A 21,395-nucleotide genomic window follows, 5' to 3' on the forward strand; every position below is an offset into this window, starting at 1 on the left:
TGTTCTCCGGCCCCGAAAATCGCTTTTCACGGAAAAAGCGTGAATAAGAAAAGCAGCCTTAGCCGGCACAATGCCGGCTAAGGCTGCAATCGAGAGCACACGGCTCTTCTTCAAGGATGGTCCGCTTACGACAGATCCTGCTTCAACCGCTCCAGCGCTACGGCTGCCGCCTGCTGTTCGGCCTCTTTCTTGGATCTGCCGCTTCCGCGGCCCAATCCCCGTCCTTCCATGTATACCTCGGATACGAATTCCCGCTCGTGCGCTGGTCCCCGCTCCTCGATGATCCGGTACTCCAGCACGCCCATGTTATGATGTTGGGTCAACTCCTGCAGCTCGGTTTTGTAATCCGTCGTCTGGAGCTTGCCGTCCAAGGTAATCTGGGAGAACACGTATTGATGCAGGAACGACGTGACCGCCTCAAGCCCCTGATCCAGGTAAAGCGCGCCGATGAAGGATTCAAAAACATCGGCCAGCAGCGCCGGACGGGTTCTGCCGCCGGTCAACTCCTCGCCTTTACCCAGAAAGACGTACTTTCCGAACTCCAGGCTCTCCGCGAATTTGACCAAGGAAGGCTCACAGACGATTGCCGCGCGCAGCTTGGTCAACTCTCCTTCGGGCCGGTCCGGGAAAATCCGATACAAATGTTCCGAAACCGTCAGTTCCAACACGGCATCTCCCAAAAATTCCAGACGCTCGTTATCCTCATGATGGTTGAACCGGTGCTCATTCACATAAGACGCATGAGTAAAGGCCTGTTTCAAGAGCTGTCTGTTTTGGAATGCCAGTTGAAGTTTTTGTTGTAACTGCTTCAGATCTCCGCTCAACAGACTGTCCCCTTACGCTTCGAATTTCTTCAGAATGATCGTGGCGTTATGCCCGCCGAACCCGAAGGAGTTGGACATGGCCACTTTGACGTCGGCTTGTCTGGCTACGTTCGGAACATAATCCAGGTCGCACTCCGGATCCGGGTGCTCCAGATTGATCGTTGGCGGAATAACACCGTTCTGCAGCGTCAGACCGCAGATGACCGCTTCCACGCCGCCGGCTGCGCCGAGCAGATGGCCTGTCATCGATTTGGTCGAGCTGACCGCGACTTTGGAGGCATGATCACCGAGCGCCTGCTTGATGGCAATCGTCTCCGAGCGGTCACCCACCGGCGTCGATGTGCCATGAGCGTTGATGTAATCCACCTCGGAGGCATCGATGCCCGCATCGCGAATCGCCATCTTCATGCACCGCTCCGGTCCGTTCGGGTCCGGTTCGGTCATGTGATGGGCATCGCCGCTAAGTCCGTAGCCGATCACCTCGGCGTAGATCTTGGCGCCACGTTTCTGCGCATGCTCCAACGACTCCAGAATGAGGATACCCGAGCCTTCGCCCATGACAAAACCGTCGCGCTCCGCGTCGAAGGGCCGGCTGGCTTTCTCCGGCTCGTCGTTGCGCGTCGACATCGCCCGCATCGAGCAGAAGCCGGCGAGGCCGGTTGGACGGATCGTTGCTTCCGCGCCGCCGCAAATCATCACATCCGCATCGCCGCGCTGAATCAGCTTGTACGAATCGCCGATGGAATGAGTTCCGGTCGCGCACGCAGTCACCGCCGTGCTGTTCGGGCCTTTGGCCCCGAACAGGATCGAAACATGCCCGGAGGCCATGTTCGCGATCATCATGGGAATAAAGAATGGGCTGACGCGTTTAGGACCTTTTTGCAGCAAAATGTTGTGCTGGTCCTCCCACGTGCCCAAACCCCCGATGCCCGAGCCAATCATGACGCCAACCCGCTCGGGGTCGGTCTGCTCGGCTATATTCAGGCCGCTGTCCTTCAAAGCCGTCGTCGCCGCGGCTACGGCGAACTGGACGAAGCGGTCCATTTTTCTCGCTTCCTTGCGATCCATATAATCTTCGGGATTGAAGTCTTTCACCGAAGCGGCTATTTGGGTCGGATACTCGCTGACATCGAACGACTCGATCCGGGATACGCCGGATTTACCTTGCGTAAGGTTGCCCCAGAACGTTTCAAGATCGTGTCCGAGTGCCGTCACCGCGCCCATGCCGGTCACTACTACTCTATGTTTCAAACACACTCACCTCGTATAGACTTCATGTGTAATCTTACTTCGTTGTTGCCCTTGTCCTAACCTGAACATCCTCTCAAGATGAGGAGAAGTCCCGCCTGCTTAATAAGGAGGTACGGGACTTTTAAAGATGACTTTAGGTATGAGATTGTATGTAGTTTACAACTTCACCTACGGTCGTAATCTTCTCTGCATCTTCGTCGGAAATTTCCAGGTCGAATTCATCTTCGAGTTCCATAACCAATTCCACGACATCGAGAGAATCCGCACCCAAATCATCTTTGAAAGAAGCTTCAAGCGTAACTTCGGCTTCATCAGCACCAAGGCGATCCACCACAATGCGTTTTACGCGATCCAATACATCGGACATCCGGTTCACCTCCTCTTTGGTATTATACGAGAATTAAAAGTAAAATGCCAGAAGCGATAGCGGGCAAATCACATATACATTCCGCCGTCGACGTGCAGCGTCTGTCCGGTCATATAGGACGCGCTGTCCGACGCCAGAAAGACGGCCACTTTGCCAATCTCTTCCGGCTGACCGAGCCTGGCGAGCGGAATGCCTTTCAGCATGCCTTCCCGAAGTTCTTCAGAAAGCTGGTCGGTCATATCCGTTTCGATAAAGCCGGGGGCGATGCAGTTGACGGTGATTCCGCGTGAAGCAAGCTCCCGGGCCGACGATTTCGTCAAGCCGATAACGCCGGCCTTGGCGGCAACATAGTTGGCCTGCCCGGGATTGCCGAGCGAGCCGACGACCGAAGAGATGTTGATGATTCGGCCGGAACGCTGCTTCATCATCGGCCGCGTGACCGCTTTGATGCCGTTGAACACGCCCTTCAGATTCGTTTCGATGACTTCGTCGAACTCTTCCTCTTTCATCCGCATAATAAGATTATCTCTAGTGATTCCCGCGTTGTTTACGAGGATGTCGATCTTGCCCCAGGCGTCAAGCACGCCCTTGACCATCCCTTCAAACTGTTCGCTGCTTCCGACATGGGCCTTCACCGCATAAGCTTTGACGCCCAGCGCTTCGATTTCGGCCACGACGCTCGCGGCCGCCTGTTCATTCCCGGCATAGTTGACCGCGACATTCGCGCCGGCCCCGGCGAGGGCCAGGGCGATGCTGCGCCCGATTCCTCGGGATGCGCCCGTAACCAAGGCGTTCTGCCCTTCAAGCGGTATTGCCATAATGTCATTCATCTCCTTCCCCAAAGAGGATATACCTTTTGGACTCCAAACCACGGAATGTCAAGCTTAAAAATACCAGAAAAGGATGAGCTTGTCAGCCCTTATCTTCTAACGGAGCGCTTCCGCCGATGACTCCAGGCTCTCCAGCCCGTTGACGTTAAGAATTCGGACGCTCTTGTCGATTTTCTTGATCAAGCCCGCCAGTACGCTGCCGGGTCCCAATTCGACAAAGGTATCCACACCTTCGGCGATCAGAAACTTCACGCTGTCTTCCCAGAGTACCGGGCTGTACACTTGACGAACCAAAAGGTCCGAAAGCTCCCCGGCGCTTTGAACCGGGCGCGCCGTCACATTGGCGACTACAGGAACCGCGGCGTCGCGGAATTGCGCCTCGGCAAGCTTCGCCCGAAGCCGCTCCGCCGCCGATGTCATCAACGACGAGTGGAACGGCCCGCTCACTTCCAGCGGAATCGCCCGCTTGGCGCCGATCTCCTTCGCCCGCTCGACAACCTTGGCGATCCCTTCCTTGGTTCCCGAGACGACGATTTGACCCGGGCAATTGATATTGGCCAGTTCGACAAGGTCTCCGCCGTCCGTGATCTCCTTGCAAAGCCCCGCCAGCGCCTCGCGCTCGCTGCCCAATATGGCCGCCATGGCGCCTTTGCCGCCGGGCACCGCTTGCTCCATAAACTCGCCGCGGGCCCGCACGGTTGCGACAGCGTCCTCGAACTTCAGCGCGCCCGCCGCCGTCAAAGCGCTGTATTCGCCGAGGCTGTGCCCGGCCATAAAGTCCGGTTTAACCCCTTTGGCGGCGAACGCTTGATAAAGCGCCACACTCGTCGTCAGCAGCGCCGGCTGCGTATTGGCCGTTTGCTTCAGATCGCTGTCCGGCCCTTCAAACACCAGCTTGGACAGCGGAAAGCCCAGAACCTCATCCGCCTGTTCGAACAAGCGTCGGCTCTCCGGCACGCTGTCATACATATCTTTGCCCATTCCTACACTTTGGGAACCCTGTCCCGGAAAAACAAAGGCGATCTTCCCCATCTTTCGATCACGCCCTCCTTGTCCTACTTTATCAGAAACCACGAATTACCAAACGAGCACGGAAGCGCCCCAGGTCAATCCCCCACCGAAGCCGACCAGAAGCACCGTGTCGCCTTCCTTCATCCGTCCCTCTTCCGCCGCCTCAACCAAGGCAAGCGGAATCGAAGCCGCCGAAGTATTCGCATATTTGTCCACATTGATCACGCATTTTTCTTCCGGCAATTCCAGCCGCTGCATCGCGGATTGAATGATCCGAATGTTGGCCTGATGCGGCACGAAAAGATCGATATCCTCTTTGCTCTTGCCCGCCTTGCGGAGCACTTCCTCCGTCGCCGTCCCCATGACCCGCACCGCGAATTTGAACACCTCGCGTCCGTTCATGTAAATAAAGTGCTTGCCGCCCTTCACCGTTTCTTCCGATGCCGGGAGGCGGGACCCGCCGCCTTCGAGCTTCAGCAAAGGTCCGCCCGCGCCTTCCGCTCCTAGATCGAAGGAGAGAAAACCGCGGCCTTCCGGTACTTCGCCCAGCACGACCGCCCCGGCTCCATCCCCGAACAGGACGCAAGTGTTCCGGTCGCTGTAATCGGTAATCCGGGACAACGTATCCGCCCCGATGATCAGGGCGTTGTTATACATGCCGGTCTGCAATAAACCGTTCGCCGTAGCCATGCTGTAAACAAAGCCCGAACATGCCGCGGACAGGTCGAAAGCGGCGGCTTTCTTCGCCCCCAGCTTCTCCTGCAAAATGCAGGCGGTCGATGGAAATGTCGTATCCGGCGTCACGGTCGCGACGATGATCAGTTCCACATCCTCCGCCGCTAGTCCGGCCGTTTTCAGCGCCTGGACCGCCGCCTCGTACGCCAGATCGGACGTCGCCTGCTCCGGTGCGGCGATATGGCGCTCGCGGATGCCCGTCCGCGATACGATCCATTCGTCGTTCGTCTCCACCATTTTTTCCAAATCGGCGTTGGTCAACACCTTCTCGGGCACATATTTGCCGTACCCTACGATTCCTATTGAACGAAATTTCATGATTGCACCATCCGTTTCCCGATTTCCTCCGCGATACTTTCCGTCAACCGGCTCTGCAGGGCCGTTCGTGCCTGGCGCACCGCGTTTTTGATCGCATCCCTGTCCGAGGAGCCGTGCCCTTTGACGACCAGGCCGCTAAGCCCGAGCAGCGGAGCTCCGCCATGCTCCTTATAGTCCATGGTCTGTTTAAGCCCCTTCAGGGATGGCATCAGCATTGCCGCCGCCAGCTTGTTCTTCAGCGTTTTGGTGAACTCCTGCTTCAGCAAGGAGAACATGGCGCCGGCCGTACCTTCCAAAGTTTTAAGCAGAATATTCCCGGCAAAACCGTCGCAAACGAGCACATCGCAAGCCCCCGTCAGAATATCCCGCGCCTCGACGTTGCCGGCAAACGCAATCGGCATCTCCTCCAGCAGCGGATAAGCCGCCTTCGTCAATTCATTGCCCTTCTTCGCTTCGGTTCCGACGTTCAGCAAGCCGACGCGGGGTTTCTCGATGCCGTGAACCCTTTGCCGGTAAATACTGCCCATCAGCGCGTATTGCGCCAGATGCTCCGGCTTCGCGTCCATATTTGCGCCCAGGTCCAGCGCCAATACGCCGCGTCCGTCCAGCGTAGGAATCATCGGCGCCAGGGCCGGCCGTTCGATCCCCTCCAGCCGTCCGACGACGAGCAGGCCGGTCGTCATAAGCGCGCCCGTATTGCCCGCCGAAATCATCGCGTCCGCCTGGCCTTCGCGGACCATCCGTCCGGCCACAACCATCGAAGCGTCCTTCTTGCGGCGGACCGCCTTGACGGGTTCATCCTCCGCCTCAATCACTTCTTCCGCATGATGGATCGTCAGATTGGACGGAGCCCCCGCCATCAGCGGCTCCAAGGCCTCCTTGCGGCCGACGAGCACGATTTGAATGTCGCTCCATTCCCGGGCCGCGGCCATCGCGCCTTCCACGGTACTCTTAGGCGCATGGTCCCCGCCCATGGCATCAATCGCGATTCGCATGGTTATTTCCTCCCTCTTGATTGTCATCGGCGGTCGACCGGTAGATGACAAAGTTCCCTTGAAACACCATCTCTTCTCCCACATAGGTGAATACTTCGACCCGAGCCTTGCCCTTGTTGCCGGACATCGGACGCACATAGGCCTTCGCGATGCATTTCTCCCCCAAATGAACCGAGCGGATAAACCGGATATCGGCGGAGAACGTCAGCGCGATCTCGTCGTTGATGACGGCGACGGCCAAGGAGTTCGCCTGAGCGAACACATGGTGTCCCCGGGCAATTCCCGTTCGGGAAAAAACATGCTCCTCCCGGATTTCGAAGATGGAAATCCCGCTCTTGTCCAGCTGGAGATCGACGATTTCCCCGATCACTTCATGCAGAGGCAGGGACCGAACCTGGTCGTAGGAACGCTCCGCCATCAGCTTCATCCGTTCCCTGAGCTCGGGGATTCCCAGCTCCAGGCGGTCCAGTCGAATCGTCTGAATGCTGACTTTAAGCTGACGCGTCAGCTCCTGATCCGTCACAAACGGATTTTCCTCTATAAGTTTCACGAGCTGCTGCTGTCTCGCTCTTTTCGGCAAACGTTCGATGGATATCCCCTCCGAGGATCAGTTCAATCTATTCTCAACTCTAAGTATAATGACATCATTTTTTAGAACCTGGTACTAAATTCTAGTATAAAACATCTCCCCGTAAAAAGAAAGAGGCAATGCTTCAAACCGCCCGCCTTCCGTCATGTTGACCCCGGTCGTTTGGATACCGGACATCTGCGCTTTATTATCGAAATACAATAGCCTGCTTCGCAAAAATTACGCTAACGGTTGCCACAGCCGTTATTTCCCCTGAAAACGGCGATTTCCCATTCTAACGGCCGCCACAGCGCTTATTTCGCATAAACAGAGCTGTCGTGAAGGAAATCCAGGGAAATCACCGCGCTCATGACCGTTACAATTTCTCATGGGTTACCTCGGCTAAAGTAGCGGCTATTACGTCCTTAAGAGCAACCGTGGAGACTTGCTAAGATGAGACCGTGTCCAAGAGATCGGTAATGCAAAAAAAATAGTATCTCATCGAAATGAGATACTACCTGAAGTTCTTGAAATCCCAGTCGCTTACGCGTTGATAATTTCTCTCGATTTGTATGTTCCGCAAACTTTGCATACGTGGTGAGCAAGCTTCAATTCTCCGCATTGTTCACATTTTACCATGCCCGGCACAGCCAATTTGAAATGCGTACGACGTTTGTCGCGGCGCGTTTTGGACGTTCTCCGTTGAGGTACTGCCATGGTTCCCACCTCCTTATCAAGTCAACCCGGGTTTCCGGTGTTCTTACGCTGTTCGTTGTTTACTTTTTGAAAAAATCGCCGAGCGAGGCCAGACGAGGATCAATCACTTCCGTATTGCAGCCGCAATCTCGCTCATTGCGATCGGTTCCGCAAGCAGGGCAAAGTCCTTTGCAATCTTCCTTGCACAAGGCCGCAAACGGAAGGTTCAGAAGAAAGGACTCTTCCAAATACGGCTTCAGATCCAGTTGGTCTTCGGCTACCACTTGCAGTTCCTCATCTTCATCCTGCGTTTCCGCCTCGGGATGATCGCTTTGCTTGAAGCGTTCTTCAAACTCGATATCGACTTTGTGGTTCAAGGGCTTCAGACATCGGGAACAGAACATGTCCAGCTCGCCCGCAAGGGTTCCGGTCACCTTCACCACTCCGCCGCCGGCAGGCTCGGCCTGAAGATCGGCTTTCAGCGGTCCGGCCGCCTGAATATCCTTGCGTCCCTTGATAACCTGGCTGACATCCAGCGTCTGGCGGAACTTCACCGGGCCGTCGGATGACGCCAACTGACGAAAATTTAAGATCATGAGTATCACTCCAAACAAACAAAATTTATTATACCGATTTCCAGTAAGTTTTGTCAACAGCTCTGCTGTGTTATTATTCATATTAAATAAACAAAATCATCGTGCAGTAACCGCCCGCGCATAGTTTAAAGCGCAATGCGGGAAGCTGTGCCGCAGAGGGGATCAAACTTTGAATACCGTCGGACTCATCGTTGAATATAATCCGCTTCACAACGGACATGCCTATCATTTCGCCGAAGCCAAACGGCTCGCCGGCGCCGAAGCCGCGATCGCCGTGATGAGCGGCGATTTTTTGCAGCGTGGCGAGCCCGCGATCGTCAGCAAATGGGCCCGGACCGAAATGGCGCTGCGCCTCGGCGTGGACCTCGTGCTGGAGCTGCCGGCGGTCTACGCGGTACAACCGGCCGAATGGTTCGCGTACGGCGCTGTCGCCATCTTGCAGGCGACGGGCGTCGTCACGCATCTCTGCTTCGGCAGCGAGGCCGGGGCGCTCGAGGCCCTGCAGCCGCTCGCCGGGCGGCTGGCGGACGAGAGCGCCGCCCTCCAGGCGGCGGTCCGCGAGGAGCTCGCCACCGGTGCGAGCTACCCCGCCGCCTACGCCGCCGCGGCCGCCCGCACCTGCGCGGGCGGCGATGCCGCCGAGGCGCGAGCGCTGTTGATGCAGCCCAACAACAGTTTGGGGCTGCATTACCTGATCGCGCTGCGGCGGCTGTCCAGCGGCATCGCGCCGCTGACGGTGCGGCGGCGGGCCGCGGGCTACCACGACGCGGCGCCACAGGACGCCGCGATCGCCAGCGCCACCGCTGTGCGGGCGCTTCTGGCCAAGGCGCGCGGGCTTGCAGCCGCGGAGCCGTACGTGCCGCCGTTCACGGCGGCCGTACTGGCCCGCGAGTTCGCCGCCGGGCGGGGGCCAATGGACTGGGAACGCTTCGCGCCCCAGTTGTTTCACCGGCTGCTCGCCTGCTCGCCCGGCGAGCTCGCAGCCCATCACGAGATGACCGAGGGGCTGGAGTACCGGATCAAAAAGCAATTATCCGACTTAAAGCACCCCTCGGTATCCGAACTGCTCCGGCAACTCAAAACAAAGCGCTACACGCATACCAAGCTTCAACGGACGCTGCTGCATGTATTGCTGCAGCATCCAGCCGATTCCCTGTCCCCCTGGTCTTTGGAGCAAGGGCCGCAATACTTGCGGGTGTTGGGCTTTTCGGAGACCGGCAGGAAGCTGTTGAAAACGATGAAAAAAACGGCCGCCCTCCCCGTCATAACCCGGGTTGCAAGCGGAACAGCACACTTCCAGTTGGCGCTTGATTTAAAAGCTTCCGCTCTTTACGCAAATGCGATGATCATAAGAACGGCGGAAGATATTTTGCGGGACTATCGGCAACCTCCGCTTCAATTGTAAGACCGTTATGATTTGTACGACAGTTCCTTTAAATAATTTAACGCATCATCGACCCGCTTGACCGGAACCAGCTTCATCGAGGTGCCGATCTCGTCGGCCTTTGCCTTTGCTTCCTTATAATTGTCCTCCGGGACAAAAAATATATCCGCCTTCTCCCGATCGGAAGCGACGATTTTAAACTGGACCCCGCCGATCGGCCCGACCGTTCCGTCCTCGGCCACCGTGCCCGTTCCGGCAACGCGGTAGCCTTTACTCAAGTCTCCGGGCGTCAGTTGATTATAAATTTCCAGGGAGAACATCAACCCGGCGGAAGGGCCGCCGATTCGGGTTTCGGCAAAATGAACCTCCTTGCCGGGATCCTGCGGCTGGATTTTTCGTACCTCCCCAACGCTGACCCCGAACCCTACCTTGGAAATCCCGTTTGTATCGCCAAGCTTCACCAACTCAACCCGCTGTTCAACCTTTTCTCCGTTTCGCTCCAATTCGACCGCCACTTGATCTCCCACCGATTTTCCGGACATGAGCTCCGCCAGTTGCTCGAACTTCTCAACCGCTTTTCCATCCACCTTCTTAATAATATCTCCCGGATGAAAGTCTCCCTTGGGGGTAATCTTGTCGGAAAAACCGATCACAAAAACGTATTCCGGGACGATCTTGTACTCGACTCCGGCGTATTTGTACGCCGCCATGATCGCGCTGGATTGTGAGGTATTCATGTAGTAGCGCTGTTCGGTCTGGTACTCCTCCTCATCCCGATCCGGTTCCTTGCGGATGATTTCCGTGTGAGGCCGGAACTGTGAAGTAACCAGCATGGCGATATTCGCATAGCTGACGGAAACGGTAGTAAGCATAAATGTTCCTTTCTCTGCCGTATCCCCTTCCTTGACACTGACCATCGGTTTGATCTCTTCCGCCGAACCGGGCTGATGGATCATGTAAGGCGTGGGCATGTACACCAAGACGTAAATTAATATTGCCAACGATATAAAATAAAGCCCCGCTTTAATGACGGACGATCTGCTTCTGCGCAATTCCCGCTCCCCCCCTCTGACTTTGCCGCCCTTTGACGAAGGCATGTACTTTGCCTCCCGCGCATATCTTGTACTATTCAAATTCATTCATCATTGTATATTCAATTTTCAAAAAGTAGGTGAACTCCTTGCCAAGCAAGAGCTCCACTTCCGGAGGCAGACTCTCGGCGACGCTGTTTTTCGGGCTGTCCGCCGTCCTGCTCGTCGTCTGTATCATGCTCGACCCCAGGGAGGCCTTTCAGGCTTCCGGCCAGGGGTTATCCATCTGGTGGCGGATCGTGTTTCCCGCCCTGCTGCCTTTTTTGGTCCTGTCTGAAATTTTGCTTGCCGGCGGCTTCGCTCACGGGCTTGGCGTCTTGGTTGAGCCGTTAACCCGAAGAGGATTGGGTCTGCCCGGTTCTTTTGCCTGGGTGCTGCCGCTCGGTGTTACGGCCGGGTTTCCTGCCGCCGCCGCATCCGCGGCCACCCTCTACAAACAGGGAAAAATCTCGGCTACTGAGGCGGAGAAGATGGCTGCCGCCGCCCACTTTGCCAGTCCAATGCTCATCGCGGTTGTGGTTGGGACCGGCTTTTGGGGACGGCCGGAGTGGGGGCTGCTGCTCCTCGCCGCGCATTGGCTCGGCGGCCTGGCCGCGGGCATTACGCTTCATCTTCTGGATCGCGGCGCGAACCCGGAACACAGAGCAAAGCCGGCCGCCACCTCTTCCTCCCGGCCCCGGGCGTCCCGCTTCCGCCTTGCGCTCGCGCAAATGGAGGAAGCCCGCAACGCCGACGGCCGCAGTATCGGCAAGCTGCTGGGGGACGCGGTCAGCTCGGGAGTACAGATCTCGATGACAACCGGCGGTTATATGCTTATATTTGCTGTAGTCATCCATGTGTTGACTGGCATATTGCCCGGATTTGTTCCCGCCTTCTTCGTAGCCGGTCTGCTGGAAGTCCATTTGGGAACCTACGCAGCCGCCCAGCTTTCGCTTCCTCCGGCGATCGTCTGCGCTCTTCTCAGTGCTTTGCTTGGGTGGAGCGGAATCTGCGCCTTCCTGCAGGCGAGGTCGGTCCTGAAGCCCGCCGGCCTGGGCGGTGCGCGGTATTTTCTGCTGACGCGTTTGGTGCACGGGGCATACGCCTATGTATTGACTTTGCTGCTTTGGAGTCCTATGACCAAGTGGATTCCCCAAGCGCAGTCCACTACGGCGGAATTTGATATCCATCCCGTTGCTGCGGACTCTTTTCCCATTCCGGGCTGGGAACAAATTTCCCGACTCGTGCAAGCCCAATTCTGGCTGCTGCTGTTCTTGGTTGCGGCATTTCTGTTTATCTCGCTTTTTCACAAGAAAAAAATGAATTAATGCGGCCGACTATTCTTCAAAGTTTCGCAAACTTTTCCTTCAGCGCCTTCTCCACATCCGCCGGAACAAGATCGCCCACGTCTCCATGGAAGCTGGCGATTTCCTTCACCACGCTGGAACTGAGGTAGGAATATTTCGGATTCGTCATCATAAAAATCGTCTCCACATCGCTGTTCAGCTTGTGGTTCGTCGACGCCAGTTGAAGCTCGTATTCGAAATCCGTGACGGACCGGATTCCTCTGACGATGACATGCGCCTGCTTCAAGTCCATATAATTGACGAGCAAATCCCGGAAACTGTCGATTTCCACGTTCGGCAAATGCGCCGTAACCTTGCCCAGCAATTCTTTGCGCTCGTCTACCGTAAACAAAGGATTTTTGCTCAAGTTGTTCAGCACGGCGACGATCAGTTTGTCGAACTGGCGGGACGCCCGCTGAATGATATCCATGTGCCCTTTTGTCACCGGATCAAAGCTTCCCGGATAAACCGCGACCCGCGGCCTTTTGATTTGTTGTTCCATCTTATGCCTCCTCCCCCGCTTCTCGAACCGGGAGTTTATGATCCTCGTCGTTGTAAAGGTATATAGATACGGCCGTCTCGCCGTAATGGGCCTTTCTTGTCTCGACAAAGCCCCCGATCCGCTCAGGATAAGCGTACGAGGATTCATACTCCAATACGACCGTTGCGCCGGGATGGAGTAAATTCAGTTCGCCCATCATATTCATCAGCTTGTCCCCATGCTTTAAACGATAGGGCGGATCCAGGAAGACTAGATCAAACTTCGCCTCGCGCTTGGCTAACGCCTTGAGCGCCCGTTCGGCGTCATTTTTGTAAACCTCGGCTTTGTCCTCAAGCCCCGCCGTCCGCAAATTCGCGCGAACCACTTCAATACTCTTATAATCCAAGTCCACGAACACCGCTTTGTCCATGCCGCGGCTCAAGGCTTCAATTCCGAGGCCGCCGGTGCCCGCAAACAAATCCAGCGCGCTGCCCCCTTCAAAATAAGGCCCGACCATGCTGAACAGGGCCTCCTTGACTTTGTCGGTCGTGGGCCTCGTCCCCATGCCGGGAACCGCCTTCAGCGCTCTTCCCCGGGCGCTGCCCGATATGACTCTCATGCTACGCTTCCCTTCCTTCATGCAAAAATGCCTGACGCTATCGTACCACACTCGCACGGGGAATGAAAAATTGAAACGTCATAACATTTCTTTGCTCGGATGTATAAACCACCCTTAAAGTGATCAGAATGGTACTATCGACATCACAAATGTCGTAGACAACCGCGGAGAAGACTTACGTTTCCCCATAAGCTCTTCGTCCGGTTTCTCCTCTCCCATGATGGGCGTCCCGCAAGGGGCGCCCGGACAAAAGCCTTTGTAGCAAGAATTCTACGAAGGTTTTTGTCCTTTTTTTTATGGATTGATGACCAAATTCACAATTATCTTATGAATTTGTACTTGTCTTACATCATTAAAAAACCGTTCAAAATGAGCGGCTAAGTATAGCAACATTGTAGCTTACTACATTGAAAGTAAAACCATTGAGAGATATTCACTTTTCTTTGCCGAAAAGAAAATCCGATGCGCCGACATCGGATCGAGTTCCTTATTCTTTTCAGTTCAGCTTCCTGCTGGATGGAACGGGCGGAAAGCAGCTCATGGTTTTATGTTGATTCTCTAGAATTGTTTCCACATTTTTCAGGCGGTCATTGGTTTCCAATACTGCACGCTTGACCAAATCCAGATCTCTTTCATCCCTTGCTGCTCTTGCTTCATCCCCTGAAGCTCTTCTTTCATTCCCTGCTGCTCTATTTCAATTCGTTCCAAGCGTTCATTCACTGGAACTAATTCAGCACGGATAACAGACTGCAACAATTCTTTAAGGCCGTTGTCCAATTGACTCCGCTCCTTTTAAACTTTATGAGGATATTGTACCAAGAGCCTTGCTTAATTTCTACTGATTTGGGTTCTTGTTTGCGAACAAAAAACACATCTTAACTCATCGTCTTTCGACGGCAAGATGTGTTTTTAAGAGACATGGCTATTCCTAATCTTCCCTAACCCTTGACGGAACCGGCCATAATCAGATGGTACGGCGTATTTGTTGCTCTCTTCGAGCGCTTTTAAGGCGACGGATAAAGTCATACTCTCCTGTGATCTTAATATCACCGAGGTCCAGAGGAAGTTATTCCACTGTTTGACAGCCGTCGATCCGCGCCGCTTCCATCATTTTGTCGGGAATCGATGCGCAGTTCCAACCGATATATAAGAACTCATAGATGCTATTCCAGATTCTGTTGTATGATCTATATTAGTAAAAAGTCTAGAACATGGAGGTTCCTTTATGAGTCCATTGTGGCGCAACGTCTTTTCGTTTAAAGGAATTTTGGCCTTGATGATGTCGGCGCTCCTGCTCACAAGCTGTGAATCTACGCAAATGGCCGTGGAGACAAATACATCAACCACTATGACCATGAAATACGCCAAATTTACAGGTCAAAAAGAAAAGACCATTCAAGTGGAAGATGGTCGGCCTTTGGATGTCGGGTTTGAAGTAACCACGGATGCCGGACAGCTGGATATTTCCCTGACGGATGAACAAGGCAACCATTTCTATCAGGGGAAGCAAATCCAAACTTCCTCCTTTACCGTACATCTCGATCAACCCGGCAGCTACCGTGTTGATGTGAAGGGGAACCAGCATAAGGGGGGCTTCGCCATTTCCTGGGGAAGTTTGAAACAGTAAAAAGGCGTCACAGATATGCTCTGCGACGCCTTCGCGCTTTCGCCTTCAAATCAATACCGGCTGGGCGATCAGCCCCCGTTGAAGGTCGAGCTCTTTTTTTACGCTGCTGAATACATCTTGAAGTGAAGAGCCCCAAAGAAGATTTTCCTGCAAGATATAAGATTTGACCTCATTGCAGCTTTCGTCGAATGTATCGAGATAATTGCTGCCGGCCTCCTCCAGATGCTTTCTCGCTTGCTTGATCAAGGACTTATATTCATGGTACAGTTCGGATTGTATGAGTTTGGAATCGGGGGAGAGAGCTGCCCAAGCAAATGCTCCGCCTTCGACACATTCGGAAGAGCCTTGAACGTATTCAATATCGGAGTGCACCAATATCAACAGCCGGACCCGATTTTCCAGAGACTTATATTGCTCCTTTAATTGTTCCAGCAACTCCATCTAACACACTCCTTTCCAATTGTATTGCCATTGCAGAAAGAGGGTGTCTTCTTCGCGTTCTTCATTCCCATACCATAGAGTATAAGCTTTTTCCCAATCCTTGTATATATAGAATTTACAAAACCGTAACCTTTGAATGAAAAAAACGTCATTTCATTTCCGAAAATCAGTTAACTTGCTGTCTTCTTGTCAAAAAGCCCGCGTCGATGCATGATCGTAATCACCCGGTAAAAATCAAAACTACCTCCTTCAGGAGTATCGATCAGCGGGTAAGCCCGGTCGTAGCTGGCGGCGGCCTGTACCGCTTCTTTTGCCCAATCGGGTACCGGCATACTCGCTTTCCTTTCCAGTTCGGCAATCCGCTCCGCTTGCTTGGCCACCGTATCCAGCAGGGCTTCAAACCGCTTTTTCTCCTCGGCCGTCATCGGTTCATCCCCTTTCCGGGTATCATATTGATATAAATCATACATATCCATCAATGCGATCAATTTGGAAGCATATGACGGATCGGTCGCATAACCTGCAGCCGCAACCGCTTTAGCCGCCTCCTGCCCGGGACGCCGCAGCACGCCGGCATAACGCTTATTCTCCAACAGCCGCGTATGATCCGCGATCGATTCCGCCCATGAGCGGTATTTCCGGAAGGGGGCATTGATCCGTATCGGCGATCCGTTTCTGTATTCGGTCGTCGGCATCATCACACTGCCCGCAGGCCCGGTACCTTTTATCCCGAATAAATTGTTGGCTTGTCTCGCCAGACCGCTGGATCCCCAATTGGATTCCAGTGCGGCCTGGGCGATGGTAAGGGAAGCGGGAACTCCGCTTTCATGCCAATCTTTTACCGCGTTCGGAGCGAGTTTAGCGATGAATTCGATTCTGTCCATCCCATCACCTCCAAAATAAGCATATGTAGAGGTTTCTCCGGACGCTTGGACAAACGGGACAAAACAGGCTTATTCCATGATCTTGTCCGGATCAGCCGCTTTTTTAATCTTGTGTTCGACCTTCTGGTCGCTGCCGAGATAGTACTTCTCGACAGGTTTTAATTGATCGTCCAATGTGTAGACCAACGGGATCCCTGTCGGAATGTTGACATCCACGATCTCCTCATTGCTCAAATTCTCCAAATATTTCACCAATGCTCTGAGGCTGTTGCCATGGGCCGCGATCACAACACTTTTCCCCGCAAGGACCTGCGGCTTGATTTCCCGTTCCCAATAATCCTCCACTCGCACGATAGTCTCTTTCAAGCTTTCCGTCAGCGGAATTTGCGAATCCGGAACGTCGAGGTATTTCGGATCGTTACGCGGATAACGCTCATCCTCTTGGTTAAGGGACGGTGGAAGAACGTCGAAGCTTCTCCGCCACAACATGACCTGGTCCTCCCCGTATTGCTGCGCCGTCGTTAATTTACTTAGTCCTTGCAGAGCTCCATAGTGCCGTTCGTTTAGCTGCCATGTTTTATGTACTGGTATCCAGAGCAGGTTCATCGCATCCAGGATATAGTACAGCGTTTTGATCGCGCGTTTTAGATACGAAGTGTAAGCTACGTCGAAAACAAATTTTCCCTCCTTCAATAAAATCCCGGCATCTTTCGCCTCTTGGACCCCTTTTGCGGATAAGTCGACATCAGTCCATCCCGTAAACAGATTGGATTTATTCCACTCGCTCTCTCCATGTCTGACCAGCACCAACCGGTACATCCTCCATCACCTTTCTTTTTCTGAGTATGATTTTATTTCCAGAAAACTACATCTTTATCTTATTACAAAAACGCATATCAAGGTATATGGTGGGTAAGCTAACCATGATTCCCAATATCTAAATATTTAGGAGGACAAACTTCATGTTCAACAACGTGTCCCAGCAAGTTCGCGAAATCGAACAGCTTGTAAGACAATTGGAACAGCAAACCCGCCAGTCTACCGCCATGTACCAGCAAATGCTGGAACAGGAACAGCAAAACGCGATTCAACTGGAGCAACTGGCTCAACGTGAACGCAAGGCGGTTCAAACGATCCAAACTGCGATTCAGGAACACCAACAAGCTATGCAACAATTCCAGCAACTTTCGCAATTAACAAGCCAAATTGAGAGAACCTCCTTTACGGGAACCAGCCAATTTGGAAGTCAGGAATACAGACCGTCCAGCTCATTTGGAGCGGGATTTGGCCAATCGGGATTTAACCAAGGAAGCATTGGCTCGTCGATCGGATCTTCCTCGATCGGATCAACCACTTCCGTTGGCGCCGCTTCCGGCGGGTCGTCCATCGGGTCGGGTTCGTCCTTTGGCATGGGCTCTTCCATTGGGTCCGGTTCATCCTTCGGTACGGGCTCTTCCTTCGGTACAGGCGCCCCTATCGGTTCCGGCTCTTCCATCGGATCGGGTTCGTCCTTTAGCTCAGGCTCTTCCGTCGGGTCCGGTTCGTCTTTCGGGGCAGGCTCTTCCATCGGATCTTCGTCCGTAAATTCGTCGTTTGGATCCACCGGATCGTCTGCTGGTTCCTTTGGATCCGCTTCGCTCAGATCGTCGGCTGGAACGTCCTTCGGATCTTCCACCGGCTCCATCGGATCCGTGGGTTCCGCGGGTTCCGTGGGTTCCATCGGATCCGTGGGAACCACCGGGTCCGCCGGATCCATCGGGTCCATCGGGTCCACCGGATCATCCTTCGGATCGTCGATCGGCCAAACGTCCGGGTCGCAATTCAACCCATCCAACACCGGTTCGACTATGCGCGGTTTACAATAACGCACGGACAACGGACCGTTCAGAAGCCGCCCACGGGCGGCTTCCTTTAATGATATCTACTCATTAATACCCAAACAGCCGCTCAACTATAATCCTTCATCGCCTAATCTATGCTATAATTGGGAAATACAAAGACAGGTGGAGGAACTTATGAGCAAGTTTATGTTTTTTATTTTATTGTCCTGGCTGACGGGGAATCCTTTTATCGCGATTATTGTTCTGCTGGCCATAATTTATTTTGTCGATCGGCGCTTTGTCGGCGTTTTCCCGAGCATTTCCAAACCGTTCAAAAGGCATCGCAGCATATTTAAGCTTCGCCAGCAGCTTTCCCTAAGCCCGCATGATGTTTCCGCGAAGCGTGAGCTGGCACGTTTGTTACTGGAACGCAAAAGGTATAAGGAAGCCCATGATCTTCTGGAGGAAGTGAGAGACTACTCCGAGGATTCCGCGGAATATTGGGACGATTTAGGCACGGCTACAATTGGACTGAAACGTGTAAAAGAAGGCGAGGCCATGAAACTTCATGCCTTAAAATTAAATGAACGCGTGAGATACGGCCAACCATATTTAACGCTGGCGTTGGCCTTTCGGGAACAAGATCCCGAACATGCGCTGGCCTATGCCGCCAAATACGGTGAAATCCAGTCCTCCTCCAGCGAAGCCTGCTTTCTGCTCGGCAGCCTCTATCGCTCCCTGGGACGCAAGGAAGAAGCGCAGCGTGCCTTTCAGGAATCCATTGCCATTTACAGAAGCCTGCCAAAATTCAAAAAGCGTCACGAACGAAAATGGGCGGTACGGAGTTATTTTTCTTTTCTGTTTACTTAGCGCGAAAGCCAAAAAAGCCGCATCCCCGGTTTACCCGGCGGCTGCGGTTTTTTCTATTCATCCGATTCTTCTTCCTCTGACCGATACACGCACCGGAACTCCTCATACCCGCTCTGCGAAACATAATCTTGAACCGAAAATCCGATATTCCGGAAAAAATCGGCCCCTTCTTCATCCGTTACCGCCGTGATGACCCGGGGTTGTTTTAGAAGTAATGTTTCCAGTATGATTCCGCGCCCGTAACCTTTCAACCGGTCTTCCGGATGCACCGCAAGATGGAGAATTTCCATCTGAGCGCCCTCCCGGAACGCAAAACCGATTAACCCGATCCATTCGCCCTCCTCTTCATAACCGTACAGCTCGGCTTGTCCGGCCGATGCGTAAAGGTCCCAGGCCTGCCGTTCCCGATCGGAGTCAAAGCCGGTGGCATATTCCATCAGTTCCTGAAGCGCCTCCCCGGCGGGAAAAGATGTCACTTGAACGAGCACGCTTTCGTTCCTCCCTTCTTCCTTTTTATTTCTTTTTCTCGATGACTTCTGTTCTTCCGTCCTCATAACCTACGATAACCGTATCGGCAATATCCACAAACAGTCCATGATCCACGACACCGGTGGTCATTTTTAGTTCATGGCTTAATTGGGCAGGAGAAACGATCTTTCCAAAAGACGCATCCGCAATATAGTTTCCGTTGTCGGTCACATACAGTTGTCCGTCCCGTTTACGCATTTCAAATTCAACATTATAGCGGTTTTGGAGCTGCCCGAGCGTCCACTCATAGCAAAAAGGAACGATCTCGATCGGGAGCTTGAACTGTCCCAAATGAGGCACCATTTTCCCGCTGTCGGCGATGACAATGAACCGGTCGCTGTTGATGGCCACCAGTTTTTCGCGAAGCAAGGCGCCGCCGCCCCCTTTGATCAACGCCATCTGGGGATCCACTTCGTCCGCTCCGTCGATCGCGAGATCCAACCGGGTCACCTCGGAGGCCGCTACCAGCGGAATCCCGTATTTCACCGCGAGCTCTTCGGAAGCCTTCGATGTGGCGATCGCCCGAATCTTCAGGCCTTGACTCACCATCTCTCCAATTTTTTCAATGGCATAATATGCCGTGGACCCCGTCCCCAAACCGACGGTCATTCCGTCTCGAACCCATTCGGCCGCCTTGTGCCCCGCAGCTTGTTTAGCATTCATCCTTATGCCTCCTTATTTTGCCGCATCCTGTTACCGATGAGCAATTCAACACCTTATGTAACGAATTTCATTTTTTTGTGGAACCAGCTAATATCATACCAAAAACAAGCATAAAAAAGAACAGCGCATCCCGATCACTGCCCCTTCGGTGCATTCAGGATAACGCTGTTCTCTATTTGTTCTTAGAAGTGGCGGGATTAAGGATTGTATTCTAATCTTAGTCAGGCCTGATGAATCGGTCTCGGCGCCTTTCCTTTGCCGCCCTCTCCTTTTCCGGATTCGGGCTTGACCATCAGCAGCAGCAGAACAACCGCGATCAGCGCCACGGCCCCGATTGTGATGAACATCATCGCGTGGCCCGCCCCCACGAGCAAGGAGATTACCGGCGGTCCCAACGAAACACCGATAAAGCGCATGCTGCTGTAAATGGACGTGATGGTGCCGCGCAGCTCTTTATCAATCCCCTCGGTGATTAAAGCGTCCGAACTGGGAAGGACGGTCCCGATCCCGACCCCGCACACGATCAGACAGGCGATGACGAAATAAATATTGTTCAAAAAGCTGATCCCGAACAATGCGCCCGTCGCCATGACCAGGCCGACAACACCGCACCATTTCATCAGCTTTTTGTTCTTTCCGATTTTTTTGCCCGTAATGTATGAAGCCAAACATAAGGCCGCCAAAGGAATGGCAAGGACCAGACCTTTCAGTACCCCGTCCAGACCATGCCGTTTTTCCAACTGGTCGGACAGATAAAACAGAACACCGAAGAGCAAAAACATACAAATGCAGCCGATCGCGAATATCGCATACAGCCAGCGTCCTTTTTCGGCAAACACTTTTTTCAGGGAAGTGAAAAACTCCCTCAGAGGCTTGGCCTCATCGCGGCGCTCGGGCTCCTTGACCAGGAAAACGACCAATAGAAGGGAAACCAGACACATTACCGGTATCGCCAAAAACGGCATATACCAAATCCATGCGCCCAGAAGCGCTCCCAAGATCGGGCTGAGCACCTTGCCGAACGTATTCGAGGTCTCGATGATCCCGAGACTGTGGCTCACCTCATCTTCTTCGTCAAACAAATCCCCCACCAGCGGCAAGACGATCGGAAAAGCGCCGGCTGCGCCAATCCCTTGCAAAAAGCGGCCAGCAAGGATAACCCAATATACCGCCAGGCCTTCCGTAAACCAGGGAGCTACTCCGGAAACCGCCCCCCCGAGCCCGGCGATAATCAGGCTGGGAATAATGATTTTTTTCCGGCCCCATTTGTCCGAAAGATACCCGGCCACCGGAATAAGCAGGATGGCCACAACCGCATACACCGTAATCAGCAAACTAACCTGAAACGAGGAAATATGAAGCTTGCGGGCAATTTGCGGAAGAATCGGAATCAGCATGGAATTGCCCAATGTCATGATGAGCGGGATGGAAGCGAGCGCAGCCAAATCGCCTTTTTTACTATCCATTAAGA

At 53.7% G+C, this 21,395-nt stretch carries 26 protein-coding genes; 4 read left to right on the top strand and 22 right to left on the bottom strand.

Annotated elements, in window-relative coordinates; all coding sequences use genetic code 11:
* Positions 1 to 125: 125 nt before the first annotated feature.
* The 10 genes from rnc to V4U88_RS09515 form a co-directional block, all read right to left on the bottom strand.
* Positions 126 to 824, bottom strand: coding sequence for a ribonuclease III (rnc, locus tag V4U88_RS09470; RefSeq protein WP_334073016.1), 699 nt, complete (start codon positions 822 to 824; stop codon positions 126 to 128).
* A 12-nt stretch (positions 825 to 836) separates the two neighbouring features.
* Positions 837 to 2,075 carry a beta-ketoacyl-ACP synthase II gene (gene fabF / locus V4U88_RS09475; RefSeq protein WP_334073017.1) on the bottom strand — a complete coding sequence of 413 codons (1,239 nt, stop codon included), beginning with the start codon at positions 2,073 to 2,075 and terminating at the stop codon, positions 837 to 839.
* Between the two features lie 133 nt (positions 2,076 to 2,208).
* Complete coding sequence (gene acpP / locus V4U88_RS09480; RefSeq protein ID WP_018750834.1) at positions 2,209 to 2,442, bottom strand: acyl carrier protein; 234 nt, start codon at positions 2,440 to 2,442, stop codon at positions 2,209 to 2,211.
* Positions 2,443 to 2,510: 68 nt separating this feature from the next.
* Positions 2,511 to 3,260 carry a 3-oxoacyl-[acyl-carrier-protein] reductase gene (gene fabG / locus V4U88_RS09485; RefSeq protein ID WP_334073018.1) on the bottom strand — a complete coding sequence of 250 codons (750 nt, stop codon included), beginning with the start codon at positions 3,258 to 3,260 and terminating at the stop codon, positions 2,511 to 2,513.
* 108 nt (positions 3,261 to 3,368) lie between these two features.
* Positions 3,369 to 4,304, bottom strand: a complete 936-nt coding sequence (gene fabD / locus V4U88_RS09490; RefSeq protein ID WP_334073019.1) for an ACP S-malonyltransferase — start codon at positions 4,302 to 4,304, stop codon at positions 3,369 to 3,371.
* Between the two features lie 45 nt (positions 4,305 to 4,349).
* Positions 4,350 to 5,336: a beta-ketoacyl-ACP synthase III gene (locus V4U88_RS09495; RefSeq protein ID WP_334073020.1), complete on the bottom strand. Its 987-nt coding sequence runs from the start codon at positions 5,334 to 5,336 to the stop codon at positions 4,350 to 4,352.
* Complete coding sequence (gene plsX / locus V4U88_RS09500) at positions 5,333 to 6,331, bottom strand: phosphate acyltransferase PlsX (protein WP_334073021.1); 999 nt, start codon at positions 6,329 to 6,331, stop codon at positions 5,333 to 5,335. The genes V4U88_RS09495 and plsX overlap by 4 nt, the downstream gene beginning before the upstream one ends.
* Entirely contained in the window at positions 6,315 to 6,911 is a 597-nt protein-coding gene (fapR, locus tag V4U88_RS09505; protein WP_213504851.1) for a transcription factor FapR, read from the bottom strand. Before fapR ends, plsX begins: the two co-directional genes overlap by 17 nt.
* 531 nt (positions 6,912 to 7,442) lie before the next feature.
* Positions 7,443 to 7,616 carry a 50S ribosomal protein L32 gene (gene rpmF / locus V4U88_RS09510; protein WP_148449919.1) on the bottom strand — a complete coding sequence of 58 codons (174 nt, stop codon included), beginning with the start codon at positions 7,614 to 7,616 and terminating at the stop codon, positions 7,443 to 7,445.
* Positions 7,617 to 7,675: 59 nt separating this feature from the next.
* Complete coding sequence (locus V4U88_RS09515) at positions 7,676 to 8,191, bottom strand: YceD family protein (RefSeq protein ID WP_334073022.1); 516 nt, start codon at positions 8,189 to 8,191, stop codon at positions 7,676 to 7,678.
* A 169-nt stretch (positions 8,192 to 8,360) separates the two neighbouring features.
* On the opposite strand from V4U88_RS09515, the gene V4U88_RS09520 reads away from it, so the two are divergent.
* On the top strand, positions 8,361 to 9,596 hold the full coding sequence (locus V4U88_RS09520) for a nucleotidyltransferase (protein WP_334073023.1): 1,236 nt from the start codon (positions 8,361 to 8,363) through the stop codon (positions 9,594 to 9,596).
* Positions 9,597 to 9,601: 5 nt separating this feature from the next.
* Here V4U88_RS09520 and V4U88_RS09525 read toward each other — a convergent pair whose 3' ends face one another.
* Positions 9,602 to 10,672 (bottom strand): SepM family pheromone-processing serine protease, encoded by a 1,071-nt coding sequence (locus tag V4U88_RS09525; protein ID WP_334073024.1) that lies wholly within the window; start codon positions 10,670 to 10,672, stop codon positions 9,602 to 9,604.
* A gap of 83 nt (positions 10,673 to 10,755) precedes the next feature.
* On the opposite strand from V4U88_RS09525, the gene V4U88_RS09530 reads away from it, so the two are divergent.
* Positions 10,756 to 11,973 carry a nucleoside recognition domain-containing protein gene (locus V4U88_RS09530; protein WP_334073025.1) on the top strand — a complete coding sequence of 406 codons (1,218 nt, stop codon included), beginning with the start codon at positions 10,756 to 10,758 and terminating at the stop codon, positions 11,971 to 11,973.
* Between the two features lie 16 nt (positions 11,974 to 11,989).
* Here the strand turns inward: V4U88_RS09530 and coaD are convergent, their stop codons facing one another.
* The 3 genes from coaD to V4U88_RS09545 form a co-directional block, all read right to left on the bottom strand.
* Positions 11,990 to 12,493, bottom strand: coding sequence for a pantetheine-phosphate adenylyltransferase (gene coaD, locus V4U88_RS09535; protein ID WP_334073026.1), 504 nt, complete (start codon positions 12,491 to 12,493; stop codon positions 11,990 to 11,992).
* Between the two features lies 1 nt (position 12,494).
* The gene (gene rsmD, locus V4U88_RS09540; RefSeq protein ID WP_334073027.1) at positions 12,495 to 13,091 is read right to left on the bottom strand and encodes a 16S rRNA (guanine(966)-N(2))-methyltransferase RsmD; all 597 of its coding nucleotides are present in this window, start codon (positions 13,089 to 13,091) and stop codon (positions 12,495 to 12,497) included.
* Between the two features lie 579 nt (positions 13,092 to 13,670).
* The gene (locus V4U88_RS09545; RefSeq protein ID WP_334073028.1) at positions 13,671 to 13,868 is read right to left on the bottom strand and encodes a hypothetical protein; all 198 of its coding nucleotides are present in this window, start codon (positions 13,866 to 13,868) and stop codon (positions 13,671 to 13,673) included.
* Positions 13,869 to 14,316: 448 nt separating this feature from the next.
* On the opposite strand from V4U88_RS09545, the gene V4U88_RS09550 reads away from it, so the two are divergent.
* On the top strand, positions 14,317 to 14,718 hold the full coding sequence (locus tag V4U88_RS09550; protein WP_334073029.1) for a hypothetical protein: 402 nt from the start codon (positions 14,317 to 14,319) through the stop codon (positions 14,716 to 14,718).
* Between the two features lie 45 nt (positions 14,719 to 14,763).
* Here the strand turns inward: V4U88_RS09550 and V4U88_RS09555 are convergent, their stop codons facing one another.
* The 5 genes from V4U88_RS09555 to V4U88_RS09575 form a co-directional block, all read right to left on the bottom strand.
* A complete protein-coding gene (locus tag V4U88_RS09555) occupies positions 14,764 to 15,159 on the bottom strand; it encodes a hypothetical protein (RefSeq protein ID WP_334073030.1) in 396 nt (131 codons plus the stop codon).
* 170 nt (positions 15,160 to 15,329) lie between these two features.
* Positions 15,330 to 16,043 carry a glycoside hydrolase family 73 protein gene (locus tag V4U88_RS09560; RefSeq protein ID WP_334073031.1) on the bottom strand — a complete coding sequence of 238 codons (714 nt, stop codon included), beginning with the start codon at positions 16,041 to 16,043 and terminating at the stop codon, positions 15,330 to 15,332.
* Between the two features lie 69 nt (positions 16,044 to 16,112).
* Positions 16,113 to 16,862, bottom strand: coding sequence for a 2,3-diphosphoglycerate-dependent phosphoglycerate mutase (gene gpmA / locus V4U88_RS09565; protein WP_334073032.1), 750 nt, complete (start codon positions 16,860 to 16,862; stop codon positions 16,113 to 16,115).
* A 98-nt stretch (positions 16,863 to 16,960) separates the two neighbouring features.
* Positions 16,961 to 17,218: a hypothetical protein gene (locus V4U88_RS09570; protein WP_334073033.1), complete on the bottom strand. Its 258-nt coding sequence runs from the start codon at positions 17,216 to 17,218 to the stop codon at positions 16,961 to 16,963.
* 71 nt (positions 17,219 to 17,289) lie between these two features.
* The gene (locus V4U88_RS09575) at positions 17,290 to 17,913 is read right to left on the bottom strand and encodes a hypothetical protein (protein WP_334073034.1); all 624 of its coding nucleotides are present in this window, start codon (positions 17,911 to 17,913) and stop codon (positions 17,290 to 17,292) included.
* Positions 17,914 to 18,058: 145 nt separating this feature from the next.
* On the opposite strand from V4U88_RS09575, the gene V4U88_RS09580 reads away from it, so the two are divergent.
* The gene (locus V4U88_RS09580; protein ID WP_334073035.1) at positions 18,059 to 18,733 is read left to right on the top strand and encodes a tetratricopeptide repeat protein; all 675 of its coding nucleotides are present in this window, start codon (positions 18,059 to 18,061) and stop codon (positions 18,731 to 18,733) included.
* Between the two features lie 53 nt (positions 18,734 to 18,786).
* On the opposite strand, the gene V4U88_RS09585 is transcribed toward V4U88_RS09580, so the two are convergent.
* The 3 genes from V4U88_RS09585 to V4U88_RS09595 form a co-directional block, all read right to left on the bottom strand.
* Positions 18,787 to 19,221, bottom strand: coding sequence for a GNAT family N-acetyltransferase (locus tag V4U88_RS09585; RefSeq protein ID WP_334073036.1), 435 nt, complete (start codon positions 19,219 to 19,221; stop codon positions 18,787 to 18,789).
* Positions 19,222 to 19,246: 25 nt separating this feature from the next.
* Entirely contained in the window at positions 19,247 to 19,924 is a 678-nt protein-coding gene (rpiA, locus tag V4U88_RS09590; RefSeq protein WP_334073037.1) for a ribose 5-phosphate isomerase A, read from the bottom strand.
* A 221-nt stretch (positions 19,925 to 20,145) separates the two neighbouring features.
* Positions 20,146 to 21,390 (bottom strand): MFS transporter, encoded by a 1,245-nt coding sequence (locus tag V4U88_RS09595; RefSeq protein ID WP_334073038.1) that lies wholly within the window; start codon positions 21,388 to 21,390, stop codon positions 20,146 to 20,148.
* Positions 21,391 to 21,395: the final 5 nt, after the last annotated feature.

The sequence above is a fragment of the Paenibacillus sp. A14 genome (assembly GCF_036864815.1).
Classification (GTDB): domain Bacteria; phylum Bacillota; class Bacilli; order Paenibacillales; family Paenibacillaceae; genus Fontibacillus; species Fontibacillus sanfengchensis.